General features: G+C 61.2%; 17 protein-coding genes. 10 read left to right on the top strand and 7 right to left on the bottom strand.

All coding sequences use genetic code 11. The features are described 5' to 3' along the window. Window positions 1–130: 130 nt before the first annotated feature. Entirely contained in the window at window positions 131–4,930 is a 4,800-nt protein-coding gene (locus NW858_RS02155; RefSeq protein ID WP_414519578.1) for a translocation/assembly module TamB domain-containing protein, read from the top strand. Window positions 4,931–5,292: 362 nt separating this feature from the next. Further along, window positions 5,293–5,610 (top strand): nucleotidyltransferase family protein, encoded by a 318-nt coding sequence (locus NW858_RS02150; RefSeq protein WP_414519576.1) that lies wholly within the window; start codon window positions 5,293–5,295, stop codon window positions 5,608–5,610. A 35-nt stretch (window positions 5,611–5,645) separates the two neighbouring features. On the opposite strand, the gene NW858_RS02145 is transcribed toward NW858_RS02150, so the two are convergent. After that, a complete protein-coding gene (locus tag NW858_RS02145; RefSeq protein WP_414519574.1) occupies window positions 5,646–5,948 on the bottom strand; it encodes a Mo-dependent nitrogenase C-terminal domain-containing protein in 303 nt (100 codons plus the stop codon). 592 nt (window positions 5,949–6,540) lie between these two features. On the opposite strand from NW858_RS02145, the gene bchB reads away from it, so the two are divergent. Genes bchB through coaD form a run of 4 tightly spaced genes read left to right on the top strand, consistent with a single transcriptional unit; the run spans window position 6,541 to window position 9,976 of the window. After that, window positions 6,541–8,073, top strand: a complete 1,533-nt coding sequence (gene bchB / locus NW858_RS02140) for a ferredoxin:protochlorophyllide reductase (ATP-dependent) subunit B (protein WP_414519572.1) — start codon at window positions 6,541–6,543, stop codon at window positions 8,071–8,073. Window positions 8,074–8,123: 50 nt separating this feature from the next. After that, window positions 8,124–9,161: a UDP-glucose 4-epimerase GalE gene (gene galE / locus NW858_RS02135; protein ID WP_414519570.1), complete on the top strand. Its 1,038-nt coding sequence runs from the start codon at window positions 8,124–8,126 to the stop codon at window positions 9,159–9,161. Continuing rightward, the gene (cutA, locus tag NW858_RS02130) at window positions 9,136–9,471 is read left to right on the top strand and encodes a divalent-cation tolerance protein CutA (RefSeq protein WP_414332778.1); all 336 of its coding nucleotides are present in this window, start codon (window positions 9,136–9,138) and stop codon (window positions 9,469–9,471) included. The genes galE and cutA overlap by 26 nt, the downstream gene beginning before the upstream one ends. Window positions 9,472–9,496: 25 nt before the next feature. Next, window positions 9,497–9,976 carry a pantetheine-phosphate adenylyltransferase gene (gene coaD / locus NW858_RS02125; protein ID WP_414332776.1) on the top strand — a complete coding sequence of 160 codons (480 nt, stop codon included), beginning with the start codon at window positions 9,497–9,499 and terminating at the stop codon, window positions 9,974–9,976. A 23-nt stretch (window positions 9,977–9,999) separates the two neighbouring features. Here coaD and NW858_RS02120 read toward each other — a convergent pair whose 3' ends face one another. Then, a complete protein-coding gene (locus NW858_RS02120; protein WP_414332774.1) occupies window positions 10,000–10,359 on the bottom strand; it encodes a pentapeptide repeat-containing protein in 360 nt (119 codons plus the stop codon). Window positions 10,360–10,715: 356 nt separating this feature from the next. On the opposite strand from NW858_RS02120, the gene NW858_RS02115 reads away from it, so the two are divergent. Then, complete coding sequence (locus tag NW858_RS02115) at window positions 10,716–11,828, top strand: ATP-dependent 6-phosphofructokinase (RefSeq protein ID WP_414347998.1); 1,113 nt, start codon at window positions 10,716–10,718, stop codon at window positions 11,826–11,828. A 196-nt stretch (window positions 11,829–12,024) separates the two neighbouring features. On the opposite strand, the gene NW858_RS02110 is transcribed toward NW858_RS02115, so the two are convergent. After that, a complete protein-coding gene (locus NW858_RS02110) occupies window positions 12,025–13,035 on the bottom strand; it encodes an FHA domain-containing protein (RefSeq protein ID WP_414368767.1) in 1,011 nt (336 codons plus the stop codon). Window positions 13,036–13,174: 139 nt separating this feature from the next. Between NW858_RS02110 and NW858_RS02105 the strand changes: the two genes are divergently transcribed. Further along, on the top strand, window positions 13,175–13,660 hold the full coding sequence (locus NW858_RS02105; RefSeq protein WP_414519567.1) for a CGLD27 family protein: 486 nt from the start codon (window positions 13,175–13,177) through the stop codon (window positions 13,658–13,660). A 32-nt stretch (window positions 13,661–13,692) separates the two neighbouring features. Beyond that, window positions 13,693–14,625 carry a bifunctional riboflavin kinase/FAD synthetase gene (locus NW858_RS02100; protein WP_414332766.1) on the top strand — a complete coding sequence of 311 codons (933 nt, stop codon included), beginning with the start codon at window positions 13,693–13,695 and terminating at the stop codon, window positions 14,623–14,625. Window positions 14,626–14,631: 6 nt separating this feature from the next. Here the strand turns inward: NW858_RS02100 and NW858_RS02095 are convergent, their stop codons facing one another. The 4 genes from NW858_RS02095 to rpoD are packed head-to-tail and all read right to left on the bottom strand — an operon-like array spanning window position 14,632 to window position 17,321. Further along, entirely contained in the window at window positions 14,632–14,871 is a 240-nt protein-coding gene (locus tag NW858_RS02095; protein WP_414519565.1) for a hypothetical protein, read from the bottom strand. After that, complete coding sequence (gene cobS / locus NW858_RS02090; RefSeq protein WP_414519563.1) at window positions 14,868–15,656, bottom strand: adenosylcobinamide-GDP ribazoletransferase; 789 nt, start codon at window positions 15,654–15,656, stop codon at window positions 14,868–14,870. The genes NW858_RS02095 and cobS overlap by 4 nt, the downstream gene beginning before the upstream one ends. 48 nt (window positions 15,657–15,704) lie before the next feature. After that, window positions 15,705–16,049, bottom strand: coding sequence for a DUF4342 domain-containing protein (locus tag NW858_RS02085; RefSeq protein WP_414519561.1), 345 nt, complete (start codon window positions 16,047–16,049; stop codon window positions 15,705–15,707). A 60-nt stretch (window positions 16,050–16,109) separates the two neighbouring features. Beyond that, window positions 16,110–17,321, bottom strand: a complete 1,212-nt coding sequence (rpoD, locus tag NW858_RS02080; protein ID WP_414332759.1) for an RNA polymerase sigma factor RpoD — start codon at window positions 17,319–17,321, stop codon at window positions 16,110–16,112. 619 nt (window positions 17,322–17,940) lie between these two features. On the opposite strand from rpoD, the gene metH reads away from it, so the two are divergent. After that, complete coding sequence (gene metH / locus NW858_RS02075; protein ID WP_414519560.1) at window positions 17,941–21,585, top strand: methionine synthase; 3,645 nt, start codon at window positions 17,941–17,943, stop codon at window positions 21,583–21,585. Window positions 21,586–21,678: the final 93 nt, after the last annotated feature.

Here is a 21,678-nt window from a genome sequence, read left to right as displayed (position 1 = left end):
TCTGTCCCCTCGTGGCAGGCCGGGAGTCCTTGGGTAGGATGGGGGCAGCTTCCCCTATTTCAGAGGAGGCCGGCCTGCGGGCCAAACAGGGCTTCCCAACTGGGGTGGTTCGGATCCCTGGGGGTGGGTGTTGGGCGAAGATCAGCGCGAGAAAGAGCAACGATTTCCCCTCTCCTCCAAGACCTGGATTGGGGTGGGGGCGGGGCTGGGTTTGGGCTTGACGGCTGCTGCCTTGGGCGCCGCCTGGGGAATCGGGGCGTATCTTCAAAATCAGGTGCTGCCCCAAGTAGAAGAAACCCTCTCGCAGGCGATGCGCCGGCGGGTGGAATTGGGGGAGGTAAGGTTTGTGGCCCCTTGGCAGGTGAGGCTGGGAGAAAGCCACATCGAACATTTGGCCAGCATCGGCTCTATCGACCTCAGCCCCGACTTTTGGACCTGGCTACAAACAGGCGAGTGGGTGCTCAACATTACCCTGAACCGGCCCCAGTTGCTGCTGATGGAAACGCTGGATCGCGGCTGGGCAGATGTGCAGTTTCAACTTCCAGAAGGGGAGGGATCCCTGCCCTTGCAGGGGCTGAACGTCCGTTTGCAGGAGGGATCCCTGACGGTCATCCCTTTGGTGGGGGAGCGGCGCCAGTTTGACCATCTGCAGGGCCAGGTGCAGGTGTGGCTGAGTGCTCCGCCGGGGGGAGGGGATCGGGCCAGTTTCCAGCTCTCGGCGCGGCTGCGTCCTCTGCAGAGGGAAGGAGGGTATCCCTTGCAGCTTAGGGGGGTGGCGGATTTCGCCCAGGCTTCTGGCGCGGTGACGCTGGCCGCCCAGCGTCTGCCTTTGGAGCTGCTGCCCAGCGTCTTGCCGGCGGCGCCCTTGACCGAGGTGGAAGGGGAGACCAGTCTGGATCTGCAAGTCCTCTGGGGCGGAGAACGCCCTTGGGAGTTGACGGGGCAAGCCCAGGTTCAGCAGGCGCGGCTGGGGTTGGAGAGGTTGCCGCATCCTTTTGAAGAGGTGAAGGGCTCTGTTCGCTTTACCCTAGAGGAGCTGGATCTGCAGGGGGTGAGCGGTCGCTTTGGCCAGCTCTCTTTCGGGGATCTCAACGGCTCCATTGCCTTCGGCGACAACGAGGGGTTCAATCTGCAAGCTGTCATGGCTCCAGCCAGTTGGCAGCAAATCCAGGAGACTTTCAACTTTGAGCTGCCGGTGGCGGCGGCAGGGGTGGTGGCGGGATCCCTGGCGGTTACTGGGCCGCTCAAGGGGCCGCAGATCCAAGGGCAGTTGCAAGGGATCTCGCCGGGGCAGGTGGATCGCCTGGCGGTGCCGGAATATGCTTTTGGCTTCCGCTGGGCCGACCAGACCTTGGCCTTTGAGGAAATTGACCTGAAGGCCGCCGGCGGACGCATCCAGGGATCCGGACAACTGCAATGGGCTGCCGGCTTGGCGGGCCAGTTCAATTTGCAGGTCAGCGGGGCCGACGTGGAGCAGGTGCTGGCCCTCTACGACCTCAACCTGCCGCGGCGGGGCGAGCTGCCCTGGGCGGGGCCGGTAAGTGCTCAGGTACAGGTGGCGCTGACGGGATCCCGGCCCCAGGTGGAGGCCACCTGGGAAACCCAAGGGGGAGAGATTGCCGGCAGAGGACAGCTTCAGATCTTGCCCGAGGCGGGGGGCTGGGCGGTGGAGGTGCCGCAGGCCGTGTTGGAGCTGGGCGGGGGCCGGGCCCAGGTGGCGGGAAGGTGGGCGGCAGGGCAACTCCAGGCGCGGCTGGCTCCCCAGGATCTGCCGCTGGCCTTTTTTAACCCCCAGTGGCCGGGATCCCTCTCCGGGGAGCTGATGGCGCAGATGAACACGGCGGAGGCGGCGGAGGTGGGTTTCCTGGCGGCGTTGCGAGCGCAAGGGTCGCTAGCCCTGTCCCAGCCTTTGGGAGAGAGGGGATGGCCATGGGTTGACGGCATCCGCGGCCAGGTAGCTTGGGAAGGATCTGACCTGCGTATCCAGCAGGCAGAGATCTTGGCCGGCACCACCCGCTTGGCCAGGCTAGAGGGACGGATCCCCGTCGACCCGCAGACGCTGCAGGTGGGATCCCTGGATCTGAACTTTGCCGCTGACGGGATCCCCCTGGCAGAAGTACCCGGCCTGCCGCCGAGGGTGGCAGGAGTGCTGCAGGGATCCGGGCAGCTCCGCGGCTCCCTGGAGGAGTTACAGGTGACTGGCGAGGCCCAGTTGCGCGGCTTGCAGGTGGGGGAGGTAGCCTTTGCCGACTTGGCTGGGCCCTTTAGCTGGTCTAGCCAGGGGACGACGGTGGAGCTAGCGGGGGCACGGGAGCGGCTGGCGCTGCAGTTGGATCCCCAGTTTCGGCCCTTGCAGTTCGAGCTGCGGCGGGGCGAGGCGGAAGTGCGCGGCCAACGACAGCAAGATGAGCTGCAGGTGGTGGCGAACCGCTTGCCGCTAGCTTGGCTGGGGGGGGTGGCTGCTGGGGCATGGGCCGGCTTGCAGGGAACCCTCGATGGGGAGGTGGCGCTTGACCTGGCCAGTGGCGCTGCTCAAGGTCAAGCTGCGGTCGAGGGGCTGCGACTGGGCAATCTCGAGGCGCAGGGCCTTGCAGTGGATTTCGCTTACCACCCTGGAGACGACTCTCGCCCCGCTCGTCTGACCCTTGCCCAAGCCCAACTGGAGCTGTTCCAGAGCCTCTACACCGCCAGCGGTACTTTGGAGCTGCCGGCGACCTCTCTGGATCCCACCTCGGCGGCTCCCGTTCCCCAAATCGACCTGCAGATCAGCACCCGCCGGGGTCGCCTGGAAGATATCATTTCTACTTTCAAGTGGCGGAAGTGGAGCGATATCACCAGCCGCGGTTTTCGGCTGCCACCTTTGGGCCCTGCCGCGGTGCTGCGGACGGATCCGGTTGGTCTGCCCAACCATCCCCTCTGGGAGCAGCTAGAATACTACGCCCAGATCCTGGCCGCCCACCTGGAGGCCCTGGCCAGCCGCATGGATCCCCGCATCCCGCCGCCCACCAGCTTGCGGGGGGAATTTCAGGCTAGCGTCAGCCTCGTCGGCAACCTCAACCGGCCCAGCGTCAGCTTTCACCTGGAGGGCCAGAATTGGCAAGCGGAGGAGTTTGGTGTTGAAAGCCTCACCGCCAGCGGCAGCCTGGTCGAGGGGGCGGTGGTGTTGCAGCCGCTGCTGTTGCGCAGTGGGGAACGCCAAGCCCTTTTCACCGGCAAGTTGGGCCTGGAGGAACAGTCGGGATCCCTGCAAATTCAAGGGTTTCCTCTGGCTTTGCTGGATCGCTTCCTGCCGGATGGGCTGGAACTCCAAGGGGATCTCAACCTGGATGTGGAGCTGGCAGGCAACCTGCGGGATCCCCTTGCCCGCGGTTCCCTGACGGTGGTGAATGCCCAGATCAACCAGGTGCCGCTGCAGGAGGTGGGGGGACAATTTGACTACCACCAGGGACAACTGCGCTTGGAAGGAGCCCTGCTGGCCAACGGCGACGAGCCGATCCGCCTCTCTGGCCTGGTGCCCTACACCCTGCCCTTTGCGAAGGTGCGGGCCGCCTCGGATCAGATCGACCTCAGCCTGCAAGCCGAGAATGGCGGCCTGCGCTTGGTCAACCTCTTCACCGACCAGGTGCGCTGGGAGGGCGGCCAAAGCCAACTGGAGCTGGCCATCCGCGGCACCTTGCGAGAGCCCAGCCTGCAGGGGAACCTCAGCCTCGGCTCCGGGATCCTCAAACTGGCCGCCCTGCCGGAGCCCATCACCGACCTGACCGGCCAAATTGTCTTTAACCTCAACCAATTGGAGGTGCGGGAGCTGCGGGGCCAGTTGGGGGGCGGATCCCTGTTGGCCAACGGCTTTTTGCCCGTCAACTCCCGCGGCGCCCTGCAGAGGGACGAGACCGCGCCGCCCTTAACGCTGCAACTGCAACGGATCCAGCTCAACCTGCCCAACCTCTACACAGGCCGCCTGGAAGGAGAGGTGACGGTGGGCGGCCTGCTGCTGCGGCCTCTGATGGAGGGACACCTAGAGATCTCCGATGGAATCGTCGATGTCAGCCCGCGCCAAGCGGCAGCTCCTACAGACGCGACTCAGGTAGATCCCTTCTGGCAGCCGCGGCTGAACGGGTTGGAGCTGGTCTTGGGGCCTGGGATCCGCGTGCAGCGCCCCAACCTATTTGAGTTCAACGCCAGCGGCAGCTTGCGCCTGTTTGGCACTCCCCAAGATCTACGTCCGGCGGGCACCATTGCCCTGGAGCGAGGCCGCGTCAGCCTGCCCATTGCCAACTTTCGCCTGGATCGCTCCCGCCCCAACACCGCCACCTTTGACCTAGACAACCCCTTCGATCCTTTTTTAAACCTGCGCCTGGTGACCCAAGCCTTCGAGGTGTATCGCTTTCCCCAGGAGCTCTCTCCTTTTGAGACCAACCGCACCCTACCGGGATCCCAGCAGAGCATCGAGATCTTGGCCACTGTCAACGGACGGGCCAGCCAGCTTGCGGCTGCGGATCCCCGCAACGGGGTTTTGACGCTTTCTAGCAGTCCCAGCCGCTCCCCAGAAGAGATTGTCGCCCTGTTGGGGGGAACAGCTTTGGCCCAACTCAATCCAGAAGCCGGGGTGGCCGGACTGGCGGGAACAGCCCTACTCAACGATGTGGTGGAGACGCTGCGGGACACCCTCGGCTTGGATGAGGTTCGCCTCAGCCCCGTCCCCCAGGTCGATACCCGTGCCCCCAGACGTTCCTCGGTGGGCCTGGCCCTGGAAGTGGCCCGCGATCTGGGGCCCGCCACTTCCCTCTCGGTGCAGCGCAACCTGACGGATCCCTTTCAGCCCACCCGCTACAGCGCCCGCTACCGCCTCAACGAACAAACCCTCACCCGCGCCACCACCGACCTCGAGGGCAACAACGCCATTGCCATCGAGTTCGAGACTCGCTTTTGACGGGATCCGCCCCAGCCAGCCTACGGTTTGTTACACCGTTATTGCTACGCAACACTGTCGCGAATGCGCCGCTCTAACTCCCCTCTCCCTTTGGGAGAGGGGTCGGGGGTGAGGGTGGGAGAGGGGCCGGGGGTGAGGGCAGCGGCGCCGAGTGCTTGGGTAGTGGCGAGAACCGCTTGGAGACTGTCTTAACCTAGGTTGAAGTGGCCATAGTTTTTCAACGGCTTTTGGACGGCCAGGGATCCCTTGAACCGGACTCCGTGACTCCTAAAGATAGCTAGAATAAACACCTACCTGTGTGAGCCTGGAAGATCAAAACAAGCGGCCAACCCGTGTTCCCACTTCACTTAGAGAGTTGACAAGTGAATGATCCAATCTGCTCAGCCATGAGGAAACAACAAGTATTGCAATTGCTCAGCGAGCAATTTGCCGAAATTCAAAAGCAATTTGGTGTGCAGCGACTGGCCCTGTTTGGCTCAACCGCTCGTGGCGAGGATCAAGCCGGCAGCGACATCGATATCCTAGTTGAATTTATGGGTAAAGCCGACTCCAAGCATTACTTGAGTCTGCTCTTCTACTTGGAAGATAAACTTGGATGCTCCTTAGACCTTGTCACCGACAAGGCTCTGCGCCCCGAACTCCGTCCATTGATAGAAAAAGAAGCAATCTATGTCCCGTGAATATCTGTGAAGTATCATCTAAACCAAGAGCCAATCTAGAGATAGCGGCTGATGTCTTCTCCCTGTTCTGCCAAGAACGACAAAGCCCGGAAGCGCAGCCCTACCACCTGATCGTAGAAGGGGTTGAGCTTGCACATCGGTGGAATGTGCATTATTTTGTGGCCAAGCAACACCACATCTCGCTCGAAAGGACAGCGAGCCGGGATCCACCGACACAAAAAGTGGGCCAGCCGGGGATCCCCAACTTCAATGCTGTCAATTGCCGCTCGAATTGGTTGCAAGGGCGCCTGCAGCCAGTCGCGCAGGTGAGCCGCAGGCTTGAAGTACGTGGAAGTCATGGAATCCATTTGCTCCTCTGAAGCTTTGCGCGCACGTTGCCAAGAAATCGTGGTAGAGCCCATAAGCTTTCACCTCAACACCTCAAGGGTGTTCGCTCTCTGCAGCAGTCATGCTCTCCTGCCCGGGTTTGTATCTAGGGAAACAGGAAGGCGTTTCTCTCCAGACTCAGTCTGCCTTCGGCGGCCAGAAACTTGCCTGGGTAACACAAAATCTCTGCTCAAGTTTGTAGAGGTACACATTTTGTATTCAAAAGTTAACCTGCAGCGAAAACTACAGAATTGACCGCCTTGGCTGGCGAGCTGCCAGGGCTTGGGGATCCAGCTCAAGGCTGTTGTCCCTATTTCCAGGATGGAACAGCGCTTGGGCCTATGGTAGAGGGATCCCCGCACCAAAAGTTACCTTGAAGCATTGTTTTTCTTTATGATCAATATTTTCTCAAGATGTTGTTGTCGAGAGTTACAGGAGATAACGAGCAAGGGATCCCGGCTGCCGGGCACTCTACAATTCCAGGAGAGGTTCCCAGCGAGTGAGAAGCGGGCAGGGGATGGGGATCTCCTTTTTGTTACCTCGGTCTTTCTTCAGAGGCTGCTTATGAAATTGGCCTATTGGATGTATGCTGGCCCCGCCCACATCGGCACGCTGCGGGTGGCCAGTTCCTTCAAAAATGTCCACAGCATCATGCATGCTCCCCTGGGGGACGACTATTTCAACGTGATGCGTTCCATGTTGGAGCGGGAGCGGGACTTTACCCCGGTAACCACCAGCGTCGTTGACCGGCAGGTGTTGGCGCGGGGATCGGACGAGAAGGTGATTCGCAACATCGTCCGCAAAGATGGCGAGGAGCAGCCGGATTTGATTGTCGTCACCCCCACCTGCACCTCCAGCATTTTGCAGGAGGATCTGCATCACTTTGTGCGGCAGGCCCAGTTGGCCAGCCGCTGCGACGTGCTGCTGGCCGATGTCAACCACTACCGGGTCAACGAGTTGCAGGCCGCCGATCGCACCCTGCAGCAGATTGTGGAGTTCTACATCAACAAAGCCCGCAAAAGCGGCGAATTGGACGGCTTACCCCAGAAGACAGAACGTCCTTCCTGCAACATCCTCGGCATCTCCAGCCTGGGCTTTCACCACGCCCACGATCTGCGGGAGTTAAAAAAGTTGCTGCGGGATCTGGGTATCGACCTTAACTTGGTGATCCCGCAGGGGGCCAGCGTCCACGATCTCAAGCATCTGGGGCGGGCCTGGTTCAACGTGGTGCCCTACCGCGAACTGGGGCCGATGACAGCTCGCTACTTGCAGGAGCAGTTTGGCACGCCCTACGTGGAGATCACCCCCATGGGAGTGGTGGAAACAGCCCGCTTCATCCGCCAAATCCAGCAGGTTCTCAACGAGCAAGGGATCCGGGCGGACTACGAGCCCTACATCCAGGAGCAGACCCTACATGTTTCCCAGGCGGCCTGGTTCTCCCGCTCCATCGATTGCCAAAACCTGACCGGCAAAAAGGCGGTGGTTTTTGGGGATTGCACCCATGCGGCAGCGATCACCAAGATCCTGGCCCGCGAGATGGGGATCCACGTGGTCTGGGCGGGCAGCTATTGCACCTACGATGGCGAGTGGTTTCAGGCGGAGGTGGGCGGGTATTGCGATCAGGTGCTGCTGACGGAGGATCACACCCGTGTGGCCGATGCCATTGCCCAGGCGGAGCCTGCTGCTATCTTCGGCACCCAGATGGAGCGGCATGTGGGCAAACGGCTGCGGATCCCCTGTGGGGTGATCTCCGCGCCCATCCACGTGCAGGATTTTCCCATCGGCTACAAGCCCTTTTTGGGCTACGAGGGCGCCAACCAAGTTGTGGACTTAATCTACAACTCCTTTACGCTGGGCATGGAGGATCATCTGCTGGAGGTCTTCGGCGGCCACGACACCAAAGAAGTGATCCACAAGAGCCTGAGCGCCGATTCCGATCTCATCTGGACGCGGGAGGCCCAGGCGGAGCTGAACAAGGTGCCCGGCTTTGTGCGGGGCAAGGTGAAGCGCAACACCGAAAAATTTGCCCGCGAGCGGGGCTTGGCTGAGATCAGCGTGGAGGTGATGTACGCCGCTAAGGAGGCTTTTGGCGCTTGATAGGGATCCCCTCGGCAACCTTTAACAACCTTTTGCTCTGACGTCTGCCTATGCGGCTTTTGGTTACGGGCGGGGCAGGATACATCGGCAGCCACACCTGCAAAGCTCTGGCGGCTGCTGGCCATCTCCCCATTGCTTACGACAACTTGATTTACGGGCACCCCTGGGCGGTTCGCTGGGGGCCGTTGGAAATCGGCGACATTGCCGACCGCGAGCGACTGGATCAGGTGATCCGACGCTATCGACCGGAAGGGGTGATCCACTTTGCCGCCTATGCCTATGTGGGTGAGTCGGTCAAGGATCCCGGCAAGTACTACCGCAACAATGTGGCCGGATCCCTGAGTTTGTTGGAGGCCATGCGAGATCACGGGATCCCGTACATTGTGTTCTCCAGCACCTGCGCCACTTACGGGGTGCCAGAGCGGCTCCCCATCCCTGAAAGTCATCCGCAACGTCCCATCAACCCCTACGGCCAGAGCAAGCTGATGGTGGAGCAGATCTTGCGGGATTTTCGGGCTGCCCACGGGATCCAGTCCATCAGCCTGCGCTACTTCAACGCCGCCGGCGCCGATCCCGACGGCGAAATCGGTGAAGCCCATGACCCGGAAACCCACCTGATCCCTTTGGTGCTGGATGCCGCCGCCGGCCAACGTCCCCACATCACCGTTTTCGGAGATGACTACGAGACCCCTGATGGCACCTGTATTCGAGACTACATCCATGTCGCCGACCTGGCTCAAGCCCACGTGTTGGCAGCAGAGGCGCTGGCCTCTGGCCGGCCCGTGCAAGCAGCCTATAACCTGGGCAATGGCCAAGGCTTTTCCGTCAGGGAGGTCATCGCCGCCGCCGAAGCCGTGACCGGACAACAGATCCCGGTGCAAATGGGAGCACGCCGACCGGGGGATCCCCCCTGCCTGGTGGGCGATGCCGGTGCCATCCTGCGGGATCTCAACTGGAAACCTCTCTACAGCGACTTGGCCGAGATCATTCAAACAGCCTGGCGCTGGCACCAGAAGCGGCCCTATTTTGCCAAAGGCACATCCCTGCTCCAGGAGCACCTGAATGGACAACACAGATGCACCCAATAGCCTCTTGGTTGTGATGACCACGGTGGGATCCGAGGCCGAAGCCCACCGCTTGGCCCACACCTTGGTGGCCGAACGTCACGTGGCCTGTGCCCAGATCTTGCCCGGAATTACGTCCTACTATCGCTGGCAGGGATCCCTGCAGACCGATGCTGAGTTCCTCCTCCTGTTCAAATTGCCCGCGACCGCCTATCCTCGGCTCGAACAACGGCTGCGGGAGCTACATCCCTATGAAGAGCCGGAGATTCTGGCCATCCCAGCCAGCCAAGTGAGCGCCACCTATTTGGCTTGGGCCCGCGACCAGGTAGGGTGAAGAATAGCACGACTCCAGCTTGGCCATGATCGCTCTCTATCCCGGTAGCTTCGATCCCATTACCCTTGGGCATCTCGATATCATCGAGCGGGCCAGCCGTCTTTTTTCCAAGGTGATCGTCGCCGTCTTAAAAAACCCCAACAAAACCCCCCTCTTCAGCCCCGAGCAGCGGCAGGCCCAGATTAGCCTTTCCACTGCCCATCTGAAAAACGTTGAGGTCGATACCTTTTCCGGCTTGACGGTGGCCTATGCCCGTCAACGGGGGGCAAAAGTCGTTGTGCGTGGCTTGCGCGTCCTGTCGGACTTCGATGTGGAGCTGCAAATGGCCCACACCAACAAGCTGCTGGCCCCCGAACTGGAAACCCTCTTCCTCGCCACCGCCAGCGAACACAGCTTCGTCAGCAGCAGCCTGGTCAAGGAGGTCGCCAAGCTGGGCGGCCCCATCGACCATCTCGTGCCGGCGCCGGTGGTTCAAGATCTGCGGGAGCGCTTTCCCCTGCCCTGAGGCTTGGGCAGCCGAATTGCCAACTAAAATTCAAGCAGTTGCATTCCTGCCGCCGCCGGGTCAAACCCTGCCGGAAAGCAGGTGCTGTGGTTGTACTGGGAGCCACTCAAGTTGGCTCCTTCCAAACGGGCTCCCTCCAGGTCGGCATAGCGCAGATCGGCACAGCGCAGATCGGCATTGGCCAGATTGCTGCCGCGCAGGTTGGCATAGCGCAGGTTGGCCCCATGCAAATCGGATCCCTGGAGATCGGCGTGCCGCAGATCTGCCCCCCTCAAAAAAGCGTACTCTAAGCAGGATTGGGGAAAATGGCGCTCTCCCCGCTGGTAGCGGCTGAGCAACTCCGCGGCCCCTTGCAGAGCACACTGAGCAATGGTTTGAGTCATAATACTTCTCCCAAACGAGACCCTATCTCTATCCTCATCTTTATCATCGGGTTGAGTGGGTTTTGATCATCCCTGCTTAACAAATGATTTCATTTTTTGAGTCGATCGTTGCCCCAAGTTTTTTCGGAAAGATCTATCCTCGGAGATATCGCAGCTTGCCCAAATTGCGGGTTTGTGCGGCAATGTTTCTTAATTGTTTTTGTGAAGGATACTTAACGTCTGGGCTTATCGCCCAAGACAAACTGCGCCGGCAAGGCAGGCTAACCTGATCTTGCTGGGTTGTAGGGATCCCTCAACCTCTCCTTTTTCTCTGCAATCGATGTTTAGGATGTTCGCCCTTTTTCAGCCAGAGACCTATGCCCAAACGTAAGCGAATCGGGATCCTCACCAGCGGCGGCGATTGCGGCGGTCTCAACGCTGTGATTCGAGCGGTGGTGCGGCGGGCCCGCGACTACGACATGGATGTTTACGGCATCAAAGATGCGACGGCAGGACTGATGGCCCGACCGGTGGAGGCGGAGCTGCTGGATGTCAAGCGGGTTTCCGGCATTTTGCGCTATGGTGGCACCATCCTGGGCACTGTCAACAAGGGCAACCCCTTCGCCTATCCCATGCCCGACGGCAGCTTGGTGGATCGCTCGGCAGAGGTGATCACCGGCTACCACCGGCTGGGCTTGGATGCTTTGATCGGGGTGGGCGGGGATGGCAGCCTGGCCATTCTCCGGCAATTGGCTCTGCAGGGGGATTGGAACTTCGTCGGGATCCCTAAGACCATCGACAACGATGTTGGCGCCACCGAGTATTCGGTGGGGTTCAATACGGCTCTGAGCGTGGCTGTGGAGGCCCTGGATCAGCTCACCTACACGGCCATCAGCCACAGCCGGGTTATGGTCATGGAGGTGATGGGGCGGGATGCCGGTCACATTGCCATCAGCGCCGGCATTGCCGGGGGGGCGCATGTGATCTTGATCCCGGAGATCCCCTACAAGCTGGAGAATGTCTGCAAAAGGATCCTCGACCGCAAAGAGCGGGGCAACAATTTCAGCATTGTGGTGGTGGCGGAGGCCGTTCCCACCGAGTCAGGCGAGCCCATAACCTACACCAACAGCCTGGGGCAGTCTCTCTACGGTGGCATTGGCCATTATATTGGCAACGAGATCGCCCTGCGCACCGGCATCGAGACGCGGGTGATGGTTTTGGGCCATCTGCAGCGGGGAGGCACCCCTTCGCCGCTGGATCGCCTGCTGGGAGCAGCCTTTGGGGTGGCGGCTGTGGACCTGATCGCCCAGGGCAAGTACGACCGCATGGTGGCCTGGCAAAACCGGCGGGTGGTGGATGTGCCCCTGGCAGAGGCCATCGCCCAATACCGGCGGGTGGAGGTGGATGGGGCTTTGATCGCCACGGCTATCGGGTTGAATACCTATGTGGGCGAGGTGGATCCCCAGCTTCTGCGCCGCCTTTCCCCCTGAGCAAGTTACCGCCGGCAGAGACAATCTTCCGCCGATATCGGGAAACCTACACCACATCTGGCTTTGGCGACCCAAGCGCGGGATCCCGTTCACCGGACGGCGAAACTCCAAGGTGACCGAAAAGTGACCACCTGTAAAGGAGCAGCAGAAGGTTCTGGAGGAACGGCGGGATCCCACGGGTATCGGGAGGCGGGGTCTAGGTGCCGAGAACGGCTTGCAAAGACCCCACATCGCAGTAGTACACCTGATGAGGGTGGGCATACCCCTTCAGCTCTACGGCCTGCTGCGAGAAGCAGGTGGCTGCCTGCCCCAGTTGTTTGGCCAAGCAGATATAGGTGTCGTGGCTGATGGCCAAGTCGGTGTTGAGGGTGCGGGTGGCACTCTCGATGCGAAAGGCCAAATTCACTGTATCTCCCAAGGCCGTGTACTCCTGGCGAGTGTTGTTGCCCACCTGGCGCACGATCGCCGAGCCGGTGTTGACACCTGCCCCCAGCCGGATGGGAGAAGGCAGGGGAAACTCGCCGTTCAGGTGCTCGGTCATTTGAAACAGCTTCGTCATGGCCTGCAAAACCGACTTGACGTCGAGATCCATTCCCGGCGCTGCGGTTTCCAGGGGAGCTGGGTTGGCTTGGGGCGCGTGGAACCAAACGGCCATGATCGCATCGCCAATGTATTTATCGACCGTGCCGCCGTACTGCTGAATGATATCTCCGCCCCGCCGGAACCAATCGCCCATCACCTGCGACAGCAGGCGCTCGTCCAGTTGTTGGGTCAGTTGTCCGTAACCGCGCACATCCACCACAGCCACCGAGATCAGCCAGCGGGTTTGCAGAACCAGAGTGTCCGACGGTTTGGCCGCAGAACTGGGTTCTGAGCTGGCCAGGGATCCGCTGTGAAACTCGAGCTGGGATTGTCCAAGGGTGAGGTGATCTCCATCTTGCAGCAGGGTGGGAATGCTGACGCGGCGATTGTTGACGAAGGAGCCGTTGCGGCTGCCCAGATCGATGAGATAGACGCTGTTGTGGTCGAGGTATTGCAGCAGGGCATGTTGGCGCGAAACGCTGGGATCGGTTAGGACGATGGCGTTGTCTTCATCGCGGCCCAGCGTCCAAGCGGTCGCTCCGGAGAGAATGTACTTCCTCTGGCTGCCGTCCGGCTCTCTCAGGACGACATAGGGTGCGGCGGCAGATTCGCTCGTGAAGCTCATGGCAAGAGGGATTGTAGACGCGACCACACTACTCAATACGATACCCCGCTCGCCTTCGGTTATCGGGGCGGGCTCTGAGAATGGGCTTGGCGGGGAGCTGACCCGACCGATATCATTTTGTGTAGATACATTAAGGTGTATGCTGGATCCTGCCCATCCCATTCCTGCTGAGCAACAGCCGCTGCGGCAGTATGCCGAGCTAAGGGAGTCTTTTCCTTTCTCCTGGCCCGCTTTGGGGTGGATTCCTTATCTCCGGCGAATCGGCGCTGTTTGGGGAGCGGTCGTGCTGGCGGTTTCCCCGCTGGTTTGGAGCAGCTTTGCCGGGGACTGGGGCCACTTCGTCTCTGGGTCTGTGCTGGGGGGCAATGCTTTGCTCGGCCTGGTGTTGCTCCATCTTTATTTGGGATGGGCCTATGTGCGGCGGCGCTTGCTGCAGGCCCGGATCCCCTATGAAGAAAGTGGCTGGTACGATGGGGCGATGTATGCCAAATCGGAAGAGGAACTGGCTCAGCATCGGCTGATCGTCAGCTATCAGATCGACCCTGTGTTGCAGCGCCTGCGACGCAGCCTGTGGGGTGTGGTGGGCTTAAGCGGGCTGGTGGCCCTGCTTTGGCCATTGGAGTAGAGGGGGTTGGCTGTTGTTCGGGATCCCAAACTGTGCATGTAACTTCTGATTTGGCTCAAACCTTGCGACCCACCGCTGTGGCCATCGGCAACTTCGATGGCCTGCATCTGGGCCATCAGAAGGTGCTGCAGCCGATTCGAGACTCTCTCCAGGGGGTGCGCACCGTCCTCACCTTTCATCCCCATCCCCAAGAAGTGCTGACAGGGCGCCGGCAACTGTTGCTCACTCCCCCTGCCGAAAAGCTGGCTCTGTTGGCGCAGATGGGTTTTGAGCAGGTGGTGTTGCTCCCCTTCACCCCTGCATTTGCCCGCCAGCCGCCCCAAGAGTTTATCCAAACAGTACTGGAACAGGGCTTGCGCGCTCGCCATCTCAGCGTCGGCTGGGATTTCTGCTTTGGCCACCGTCGTGCCGGCAACGCCCAAACCCTCCAAGCCTGGGGATCCGAGCGCTGCATTCCGGTGGAGGTGATCCCAGAGGCACAACTGAACGGGGAACGGGTGAGCAGCTCCCGCATTCGCGCTGCCTTGGCGACCGGGGAGGTGTCCACCGCCGCAGCGCTCTTGGGTCGCCCCTATCGGCTGATGGGAGAGGTGGTGCGAGGGGATCAGCGGGGCCGACAACTGGGCTTTCCCACCGCCAATCTGCGCCTGCCCCCGGAGAAGTTTTTGCCCCGCGATGGGGTGTACAGCGTTTGGGTGGATGTGCCTGCGGCGGCGGCAGCCCTGCCTGGGGTGATGAACATCGGTCACCGCCCCACGTTTGCCGGGCTACAGCACACCGTCGAGGTACATCTGCTGGATTGGACAGGGGATCTCTACGGGCAAGAGGTGCAAGTGGCGCTGCAGGGCTTTATTCGCCCAGAGCGGAGGTTTCCGGCAGTGGCGGATTTGGTGCAGCAAATTCAGCAAGACTGCCAAACGGCCCGTCAGCAGTTGGGCTTGGCCGAGCACGTGGGCCTGCTGTAGAGGGGCTTAACATCCTCTCGCAGAGAGTTGGCAAGCGCCCATGCTCACCCAGGCGCTGCTGCCATCCCTCCGGTGTTCTTTTTCCCAGATGGGGGCGTTGTGCTTGAGGTTGTTATCGCGAACAGAGCCGCTCATCACCACCACTGCCCCATTGCCCGGATGGGATGCCTCTTGGTGGACACGGTCGATGGATGGGGGAGCGAGGGTGATCTGGAAGGAGGTTTTCAGGGCGGCCAGAAGGTTCATGATGGCTCGAGCAGGGATCCCCACAACAAGGCTATCGCTTCTGACCATTCCACCGTAGCTCCGTAGGTGTCCCCCGTGTGCCCTCCCAACTGGCGGTAGATCCAATAGCCCACGGCCAGGGCTCCCAGGGCAGATCCCAGCGTCCAAAGCAGCAAAGGCTGCCAAGCCAGGAGCCCGGCCCAGCCCAACCCCCCGGTGATGGCCAGCAACAGCAGCGTGCCCGGCCACAGGGATCCCGGCAGAGCAGTGGAGTCTTTGAGGAAGCGGGCGGATCCCTGCTGGCGCAGATAGGGGTAAAGGGCGATGGCGAGCAACTGGCCCCAACGCCCCCAAGCCGGCACCAGCAGCAAGAGAGGCCAGACCTGAAGGCTGCTCAGAGCGGCAAATTTCAGCAGCAGCAGCAGCAGCAAGGCCAGCACCCCATAGGCCCCGGTGTGGCTGTCGCTCATCACCTGCAGGCGGCGGGATCCCTCCAGGTGCCGGGCCGACGGTTGCGGATCCCCTGCCTGAGGATGTTTGTGGACGTTGATCGCCAGGCCATCAGCCGTATCGGCCACCCCGTCTAGGTGCAGCCCACCGGTCAACAGAGCCCACAGAGCCACCAGCAAAGCCGCTCGCACCGCATTTGGGAACATCTGCAGCAGAAGCGCCGCCAGGGAGAGGATCCCGCCCAGCAGCAGGCCTACCACCGGCAGCCAGGCGGCGATGCCCTCAAACGATAGCCCACCCGCCCGCCCCAAAGGCAAGGCGGTGTAGAAAGTCAAAGCTGCCCACAAACGCCTCACCGGCTCGGCCTTGAGGCGGGCATCAGCCGCTGGAACAAGCTTGGCGGGCTAGGAATCATCGCGAATGGTTCGCTCCACAACAATGGTCAGCTTGGCCACCAGAGCTCCGATCGCTCCCACAGCCGCCAACACCGGAAACAGAGCCGCCCCCAACACCCCTGCGGCCACTCCTACGCCCAGAGGGATCTCGATCAACGTCTGCCCTTCGGCATTTTTGATCAAGATGCGGCGAACATTGGCCTCTTCGATCAGCTCGCGGATCTTGGCCAACAGCTCGTCCCCGCTGATCTTAAACTCCTCCACGTGGTACTCCAGCCTGGCCGGAGGCAGATCCCTGCCCTCCCCGTCGGCCTTTGTAGAGGAGTTGGGATCCGGCGTCTCATGGGGGTTCATGCTGAAGAGGCTCCATACGTCGGTTGGCAGCGGCAACTGAGTCCATCCTAAGACCGGATCCTAGCGGATGTACTCTTTCAACACACTGTTGCGATTGGGGTGGCGCAGCTTGCGCAGAGCCTTAGCCTCGATCTGCCGGATCCGCTCGCGGGTTACATTAAAGATCTGGCCGATTTCTTCCAAGGTTTTCATGCGGCCGTCATCCAGGCCGTAGCGCAGCTTCAGCACATCCCGTTCGCGGGGGGTGAGGGTTTCCAAAACGCTCTCCAGATCTTCTCTGAGCAAGACTTTGGCCACCCGATCCTCCGGCGTCTCCCCGTCGGACTCGATAAAGTCGCCCAGGCGCGAATCCTCTTCCTTGCCGATGGGCGTTTCTAAAGAAATGGGGAGCTGGGCCGACTTGGCGATAAAGCGCAACTTTTCGATGGTGATCTCCATGCGGGTGGCGATCTCCTCTTCGGTGGGCTTGCGGCCCAGCTCCTGAGAAAGCAACTTGGTCACCTTTTTGATGCGGGAGATCGTCTCGTAGAGGTGGACGGGCAGGCGAATGGTGCGGGATTGGTCGGCAATGGCGCGGGTGATGGCCTGGCGGATCCACCAGGTGGCATAGGTGGAAAACTTGTAGCCCTTCTCGTGGTCAAACTTTTCCGCTGCCCGGATCAGGCCCAGGGATCCCTCTTGGATAAGATCCTGAAACGACAAGCCCCGGTTCATGTATTTTTTGGCGATGGACACCACCAAGCGCAGGTTGGATTGCACCATCTTTTCTTTGGCCCGCCGCCCCCGATGCAACCGCCGCCGAAATTCCGGCAGGGACATTTTGACTTCCTCTGCCCAGAGGGTGTCGGGCACCTCCTCTGGATCCGACCAGAGGCCCATGCGCTGAAAAACGGCCTCGCGAGCGCGCTCTAGCTCCAGCAGATCGGCAATTTTGCGGGCCAGCTCGATTTCCTCATCGGCCCGCAGCAGCCGGATGCGCCCGATTTCCTGTAAATAGACCCGGATGGAGTCATCGGTGTAGGGCTTTTTCTTACTGGCCGCTTTGCGCTTCGAACGACCCTTGGCGCCGACGGCGACAGTCTCGCCATCCTCGTCTGCTACCTCTTCTTCGTCCTCATCCTCATCAAAAGCATCAGTGTCACCGGTATCCAGTTCGCTCTCGAGCGTGTCCGTCCCACTCTCCAACTCCAGAGCGCTGGAAGATGGATTTTCCAGATCCGGTTCGAGAAGCGCTGTTTGACCAGACTGCACCAATTCCTTTGCTTGAGCCATGCTGAGTTCCTCGTGATCCTGATCACAGACAACAGAAGGTGACTAGAGGAGGCTAGACGCCAAAAGGAGGAGAGCCAGTTGCAGCTCTGCCGCCTCCCACAGCGCCAGAGTGAGAGAGTTAGACCGGCAAACCAAAACCTGGCTTGCCCGCTTCTAATAGGCGATTGCTCCGGTCAATCTGGAAGCAGATATCGCTCATGGGGCTTAACTGAACTGGCGCAAGACTCATCTTGATGGACGGAGCCTCTCGCAGTTGCGAAAGGCGGATCTTTTTCTTCGCCAATCTTGCGACGGCAGGCGAGGCACTTCACCAGGGGGACAGGACATTCAGCACCTCAACCACTCCAACCTAGGAGAAGAAGATCCCTCTACAGCAGGCAGCAAATGGCCTCAAAGGGAGCACTTGCAGGCAACTGTAGCCGTTCTCACCAAAACGTCTTCCCTAAATTAGCCCGACCTTGGGGAAACAGCAACGGGGCAGGCAAAGAAAATGTTAAATCCACCTCAATAACCAAAGTCGGATCCCTGGCCTCGGTCTAGTCCAAGCGAAAGGCTCAATGCTACCTTAAATCAGACTTTCTTTAGATCCAACTTGATCCCTGCCTGCGCCGCACCGCCTATGACCCATCCCTTCCTACAGCATCTCCAGGAACGTGTGATCGTCTTCGACGGGGCAATGGGATCCTCTCTGCAAGCCCAGAACCTGACGGCAGCCGATTTTGGTGGGCCGGAGCTGGAAGGCTGCAACGAGATCCTGGTGCTGAGCAAGCCGGAGGCGGTGGCGCAGGTTCACCGGGGTTTTCTGGAGGTGGGGGCCGACGTCATCGAGACCAATACCTTTGGCGCCACCTCGATTGTCTTGGCCGAGTACGGGATCCCGGAAAAAGCCTACGAGCTCAACGTGGCGGCGGCGCGGCTGGCCAAGCGGGTGGCAGCCGAGTTCTCAACGCCGGAAAAGCCTCGTTTTGTGGCCGGCTCCATCGGCCCCACCACCAAGCTGCCCACCCTGGGGCACATCGGCTTTGACCAGATGCGGGCTGCCTATGAGGAGCAGGTGCGGGGGCTCCTCGACGGCGGGGCGGATCTGCTCATCATCGAGACCTGTCAGGACATTCTGCAGACCAAGGCGGCGCTGGTGGCCGTGCAGCAGGAGTTGGCCCGGCGGGGGATCCGCCTGCCGGTGGTGGTGTCCCTGACCTTTGAGGTACAGGGGACGATGCTGGTGGGCACGGAGATCGGGGCGGCGCTGGCCGTCCTGGAGCCCTACCCCATCGATGTGCTGGGCCTCAACTGCGCCACCGGGCCGGACAAGATGGCCGAGCACATCCGCTACCTCTCCCGCCATTCCCCCTTCCCCATCTCCTGCATCCCCAACGCCGGTCTGCCGGAAAACATCGGCGGCAAGGCCCACTACAAGCTGACGCCGGAGCAGTTGCGCTTCCACCTGGAACACTTTGTGCGGGATCTGGGGGTGGCGGTGGTGGGGGGCTGCTGCGGCACCCGCCCGGAGCACATCGCCGCCTTGGTGGCAGCCGTCCAGGGGTTGCGGCCCAAACGCCGCGCCGTCGAGCGCATCCAGGCTGCCGCTTCCATCTATGCCCCTCAGCCCTACCTCCAGGACAACTCGTTTTTAATCATCGGCGAGCGGCTCAATGCCAGCGGCTCCAAGAAGATGCGGGAGCTGCTCAACGCTGAAGATTGGGACGGCCTGGTGGCCCTGGCGCGGGAGCAGGTGCGGGAGGGATCCCACATCCTCGACGTGAACGTGGACTACGTGGGCCGGGATGGGGTGCGGGATATGCGGGAGCTGGTCTCGCGGCTGGTGACCCAGATCCCGCTTCCCCTGATGCTGGATTCCACCGACTGGCAGAAGATGGAGGCTGGCCTCAAGGTGGCCGGGGGCAAGTGCCTGCTCAACTCCACCAATTACGAGGATGGGGAAGAGCGCTTCCTGAAGGTGCTGGAGCTGGCCAAGACCTACGGCGCGGGGGTGGTCATCGGCACCATCGACGAGGAGGGCATGGCCCGCACCGCCGAGAAGAAGTTCCAGATTGCCGAGCGGGCCTATCGCCAGGCAGTTGAGTACGGGATCCCGCCCTACGAGATTTTCTTTGACCCCTTGGCTTTGCCCATCTCCACCGGCATTGAGGAAGACCGCGCCAACGGAGCGGCCACCCTGGAAGGGATCCGCCGCATCCGCCAGGCTTTCCCCGATACCCACATCCTCTTGGGCATCTCCAACATCTCCTTTGGACTTTCGCCGGCAGCCCGCGTGGTCTTGAACTCGGTGTTTTTGCACGAGTGCCGCCAGGCCGGGCTGGATGCCGCCATCGTCAGCGCCGCCAAAATCCTGCCCCTAAGCAAGATCCCGGAGGAGCAGCAGCAGGTGTGCCGGGATCTCATTTGGGATCGGCGGCAGTTTAACGCTGAGGGCATCTGCACCTACGATCCCCTGGCGCGGCTGACGGAGCTGTTTGCAGGGGTTTCCAGCCAGGAGCTGCGCGCTGCCGGATCCCTGGCCAAGCTGCCGCTGGAGGAGCGGCTGCGGCGGCACATCATCGATGGGGAGCGCATCGGCCTGGAGGAGACCCTGGCGGAGGCGCTGCAGAAATACTCCCCCCTGGAGATCATCAATACCTTTTTGCTGGACGGCATGAAGGAGGTGGGGGAGCTTTTTGGCGCCGGCAAAATGCAACTGCCTTTTGTGCTGCAGTCGGCAGAAACCATGAAGGCGGCGGTGAAATACCTAGAGCCCTTCATGGAAAAGGTGGGCGGGGAGGTGTGCAAGGGCACCTTCTTGATCGCCACCGTCAAGGGGGATGTCCACGACATCGGCAAAAACCTGGTGGACATCATCCTCACCAACAACGGCTACAAGGTCATCAATTTGGGCATCAAGCAGCCGGTGGAAAACATCATCGAGGCTTATGAAAAGTACAAACCCGACTGCATTGCCATGAGCGGCCTGTTGGTGAAATCCACTGCTTTTATGAAAGAAAATCTGGAGGTGTTTAACGAGCGGGGCATCGCCGTGCCCGTAATCCTAGGGGGGGCGGCCCTTACCCGCCGCTTTGTGGAAGAAGACTGCCGCCAGACCTACAAGGGCCAAGTCATCTATGGCCGCGATGCCTTTACCGACCTGCACTTTATGGATCGGCTGATGCAGGCCAAGGCTGCCGGGCGCTGGGATGACCGGCTGGGTTTTCTGGATGACTTGGAGCAGCGAGTCAACGGCCAGAAGGAGGCTGCTGCGGATCCAGCGGATCCCACCTTGCCGGCTCCAGAGGTGACCGTGGGCGCTGCTCCTGCCCTTGCGGTCTCGGCTGGCGACGGCGGGGCAGACACCCGTCGTTCCGAGGCGGTTGCCCTGGATACCGAGCGGCCCATCCCCCCCTTCTGGGGATCCAAAGTTCTCGCCTCAGATCAGATCCCCTGGCCGGAAGTCTTCTTCTATATCGACAAGCAGGCCCTGGTGGCCGGCCAGTGGCAGATCCGCAAGCCGCGCGACCAGTCGGCGGAGGAGTTTGCCCAGTTTCTCGCCACCCAGGTGGAGCCGGTGATCGAGCGTTGGAAGGAGCGGATCCTGAGCGAAGACCTGCTGCACCCGCAGGTGGTCTATGGCTACTTCCCGGCGCAGGCGGAAGGGAATACGTTAATCCTCTTCGACCCGGCCAGCTTCCCCGAGCTGTTTGCCCTGGAGCCCGGCTCCACCACCTACTTCCAACTGCCCACCGTCGAGCGCCCCCAGCTTTCTCCCCAGGTGCGGGAGCTGGCCCGCTTCACCTTCCCCCGCCAAAAAACCGGCCAGCGCCTCTGCATTGCCGACTTCTTCGCCGATCGCTCCACCGGCCTGGTGGACGTTTTCCCCATGCAGGCAGTTACAGTGGGGCCAGAGGCTACGGCCTACGCCCAGCGCCTGTTTGCCGAAGGCCAGTACACTGACTACCTCTACTTCCACGGCCTGGCCGTCACCCTGGCAGAAGCCTTAGCAGAGTGGTGCCACGCCCGCATCCGACGGGAGCTGGGCTTTGGCGGCGAGGACAGCCCTGACATCCGCCAGATCCTGCACCAGGGCTACCGCGGCTCCCGCTACAGCTTCGGCTATCCTGCCTGCCCCAACATCGCCGATCAGCGGGTTTTGTTGGAGCTGCTCCGGGCCGAGCGCATCGGCCTGACCATGGACGACAGCGACCAGTTGGATCCGGAACAGTCCACCACCGCCATCGTCGCCTACCACCCGGCGGCCCGCTATTTCAATACTTGATCCCTCACCCCCAGCCCCTCTTCCTGAGATCCTCACCCACGGCCTCTCTCCCTGAGGGAGCTCGCCCTCACCCCCAGCCCCTCTCCCTGAGGG

This window comes from Synechococcus sp. H55.10 (assembly GCF_047502715.1).
GTDB lineage: Bacteria > Cyanobacteriota > Cyanobacteriia > Thermostichales > Thermostichaceae > Thermostichus.
The sequence above is the reverse complement of the archived record's forward strand: the minus strand, read 5'-3'. Positions and strand labels throughout refer to the sequence as shown.

Bases quoted from the DNA above. Each gene is read 5' to 3' on its own strand.
- NW858_RS02145 (WP_414519574.1), bottom strand. From the start codon at position 5,948: ATGACTTCCACGTACTTCAAGCCTGCGGCTCACCTGCGCGACTGGCTG.
- bchB (WP_414519572.1), top strand. From the start codon at position 6,541: ATGAAATTGGCCTATTGGATGTATGCTGGCCCCGCCCACATCGGCACG.
- galE (WP_414519570.1), top strand. From the start codon at position 8,124: ATGCGGCTTTTGGTTACGGGCGGGGCAGGATACATCGGCAGCCACACC.
- cutA (WP_414332778.1), top strand. From the start codon at position 9,136: ATGGACAACACAGATGCACCCAATAGCCTCTTGGTTGTGATGACCACG.
- coaD (WP_414332776.1), top strand. From the start codon at position 9,497: ATGATCGCTCTCTATCCCGGTAGCTTCGATCCCATTACCCTTGGGCAT.
- NW858_RS02120 (WP_414332774.1), bottom strand. From the start codon at position 10,359: ATGACTCAAACCATTGCTCAGTGTGCTCTGCAAGGGGCCGCGGAGTTG.
- NW858_RS02115 (WP_414347998.1), top strand. From the start codon at position 10,716: ATGCCCAAACGTAAGCGAATCGGGATCCTCACCAGCGGCGGCGATTGC.
- NW858_RS02110 (WP_414368767.1), bottom strand. From the start codon at position 13,035: ATGAGCTTCACGAGCGAATCTGCCGCCGCACCCTATGTCGTCCTGAGA.
- NW858_RS02105 (WP_414519567.1), top strand. From the start codon at position 13,175: ATGCTGGATCCTGCCCATCCCATTCCTGCTGAGCAACAGCCGCTGCGG.
- NW858_RS02095 (WP_414519565.1), bottom strand. From the start codon at position 14,871: ATGAACCTTCTGGCCGCCCTGAAAACCTCCTTCCAGATCACCCTCGCT.
- NW858_RS02085 (WP_414519561.1), bottom strand. From the start codon at position 16,049: ATGAACCCCCATGAGACGCCGGATCCCAACTCCTCTACAAAGGCCGAC.
- rpoD (WP_414332759.1), bottom strand. From the start codon at position 17,321: ATGGCTCAAGCAAAGGAATTGGTGCAGTCTGGTCAAACAGCGCTTCTC.
- metH (WP_414519560.1), top strand. From the start codon at position 17,941: ATGACCCATCCCTTCCTACAGCATCTCCAGGAACGTGTGATCGTCTTC.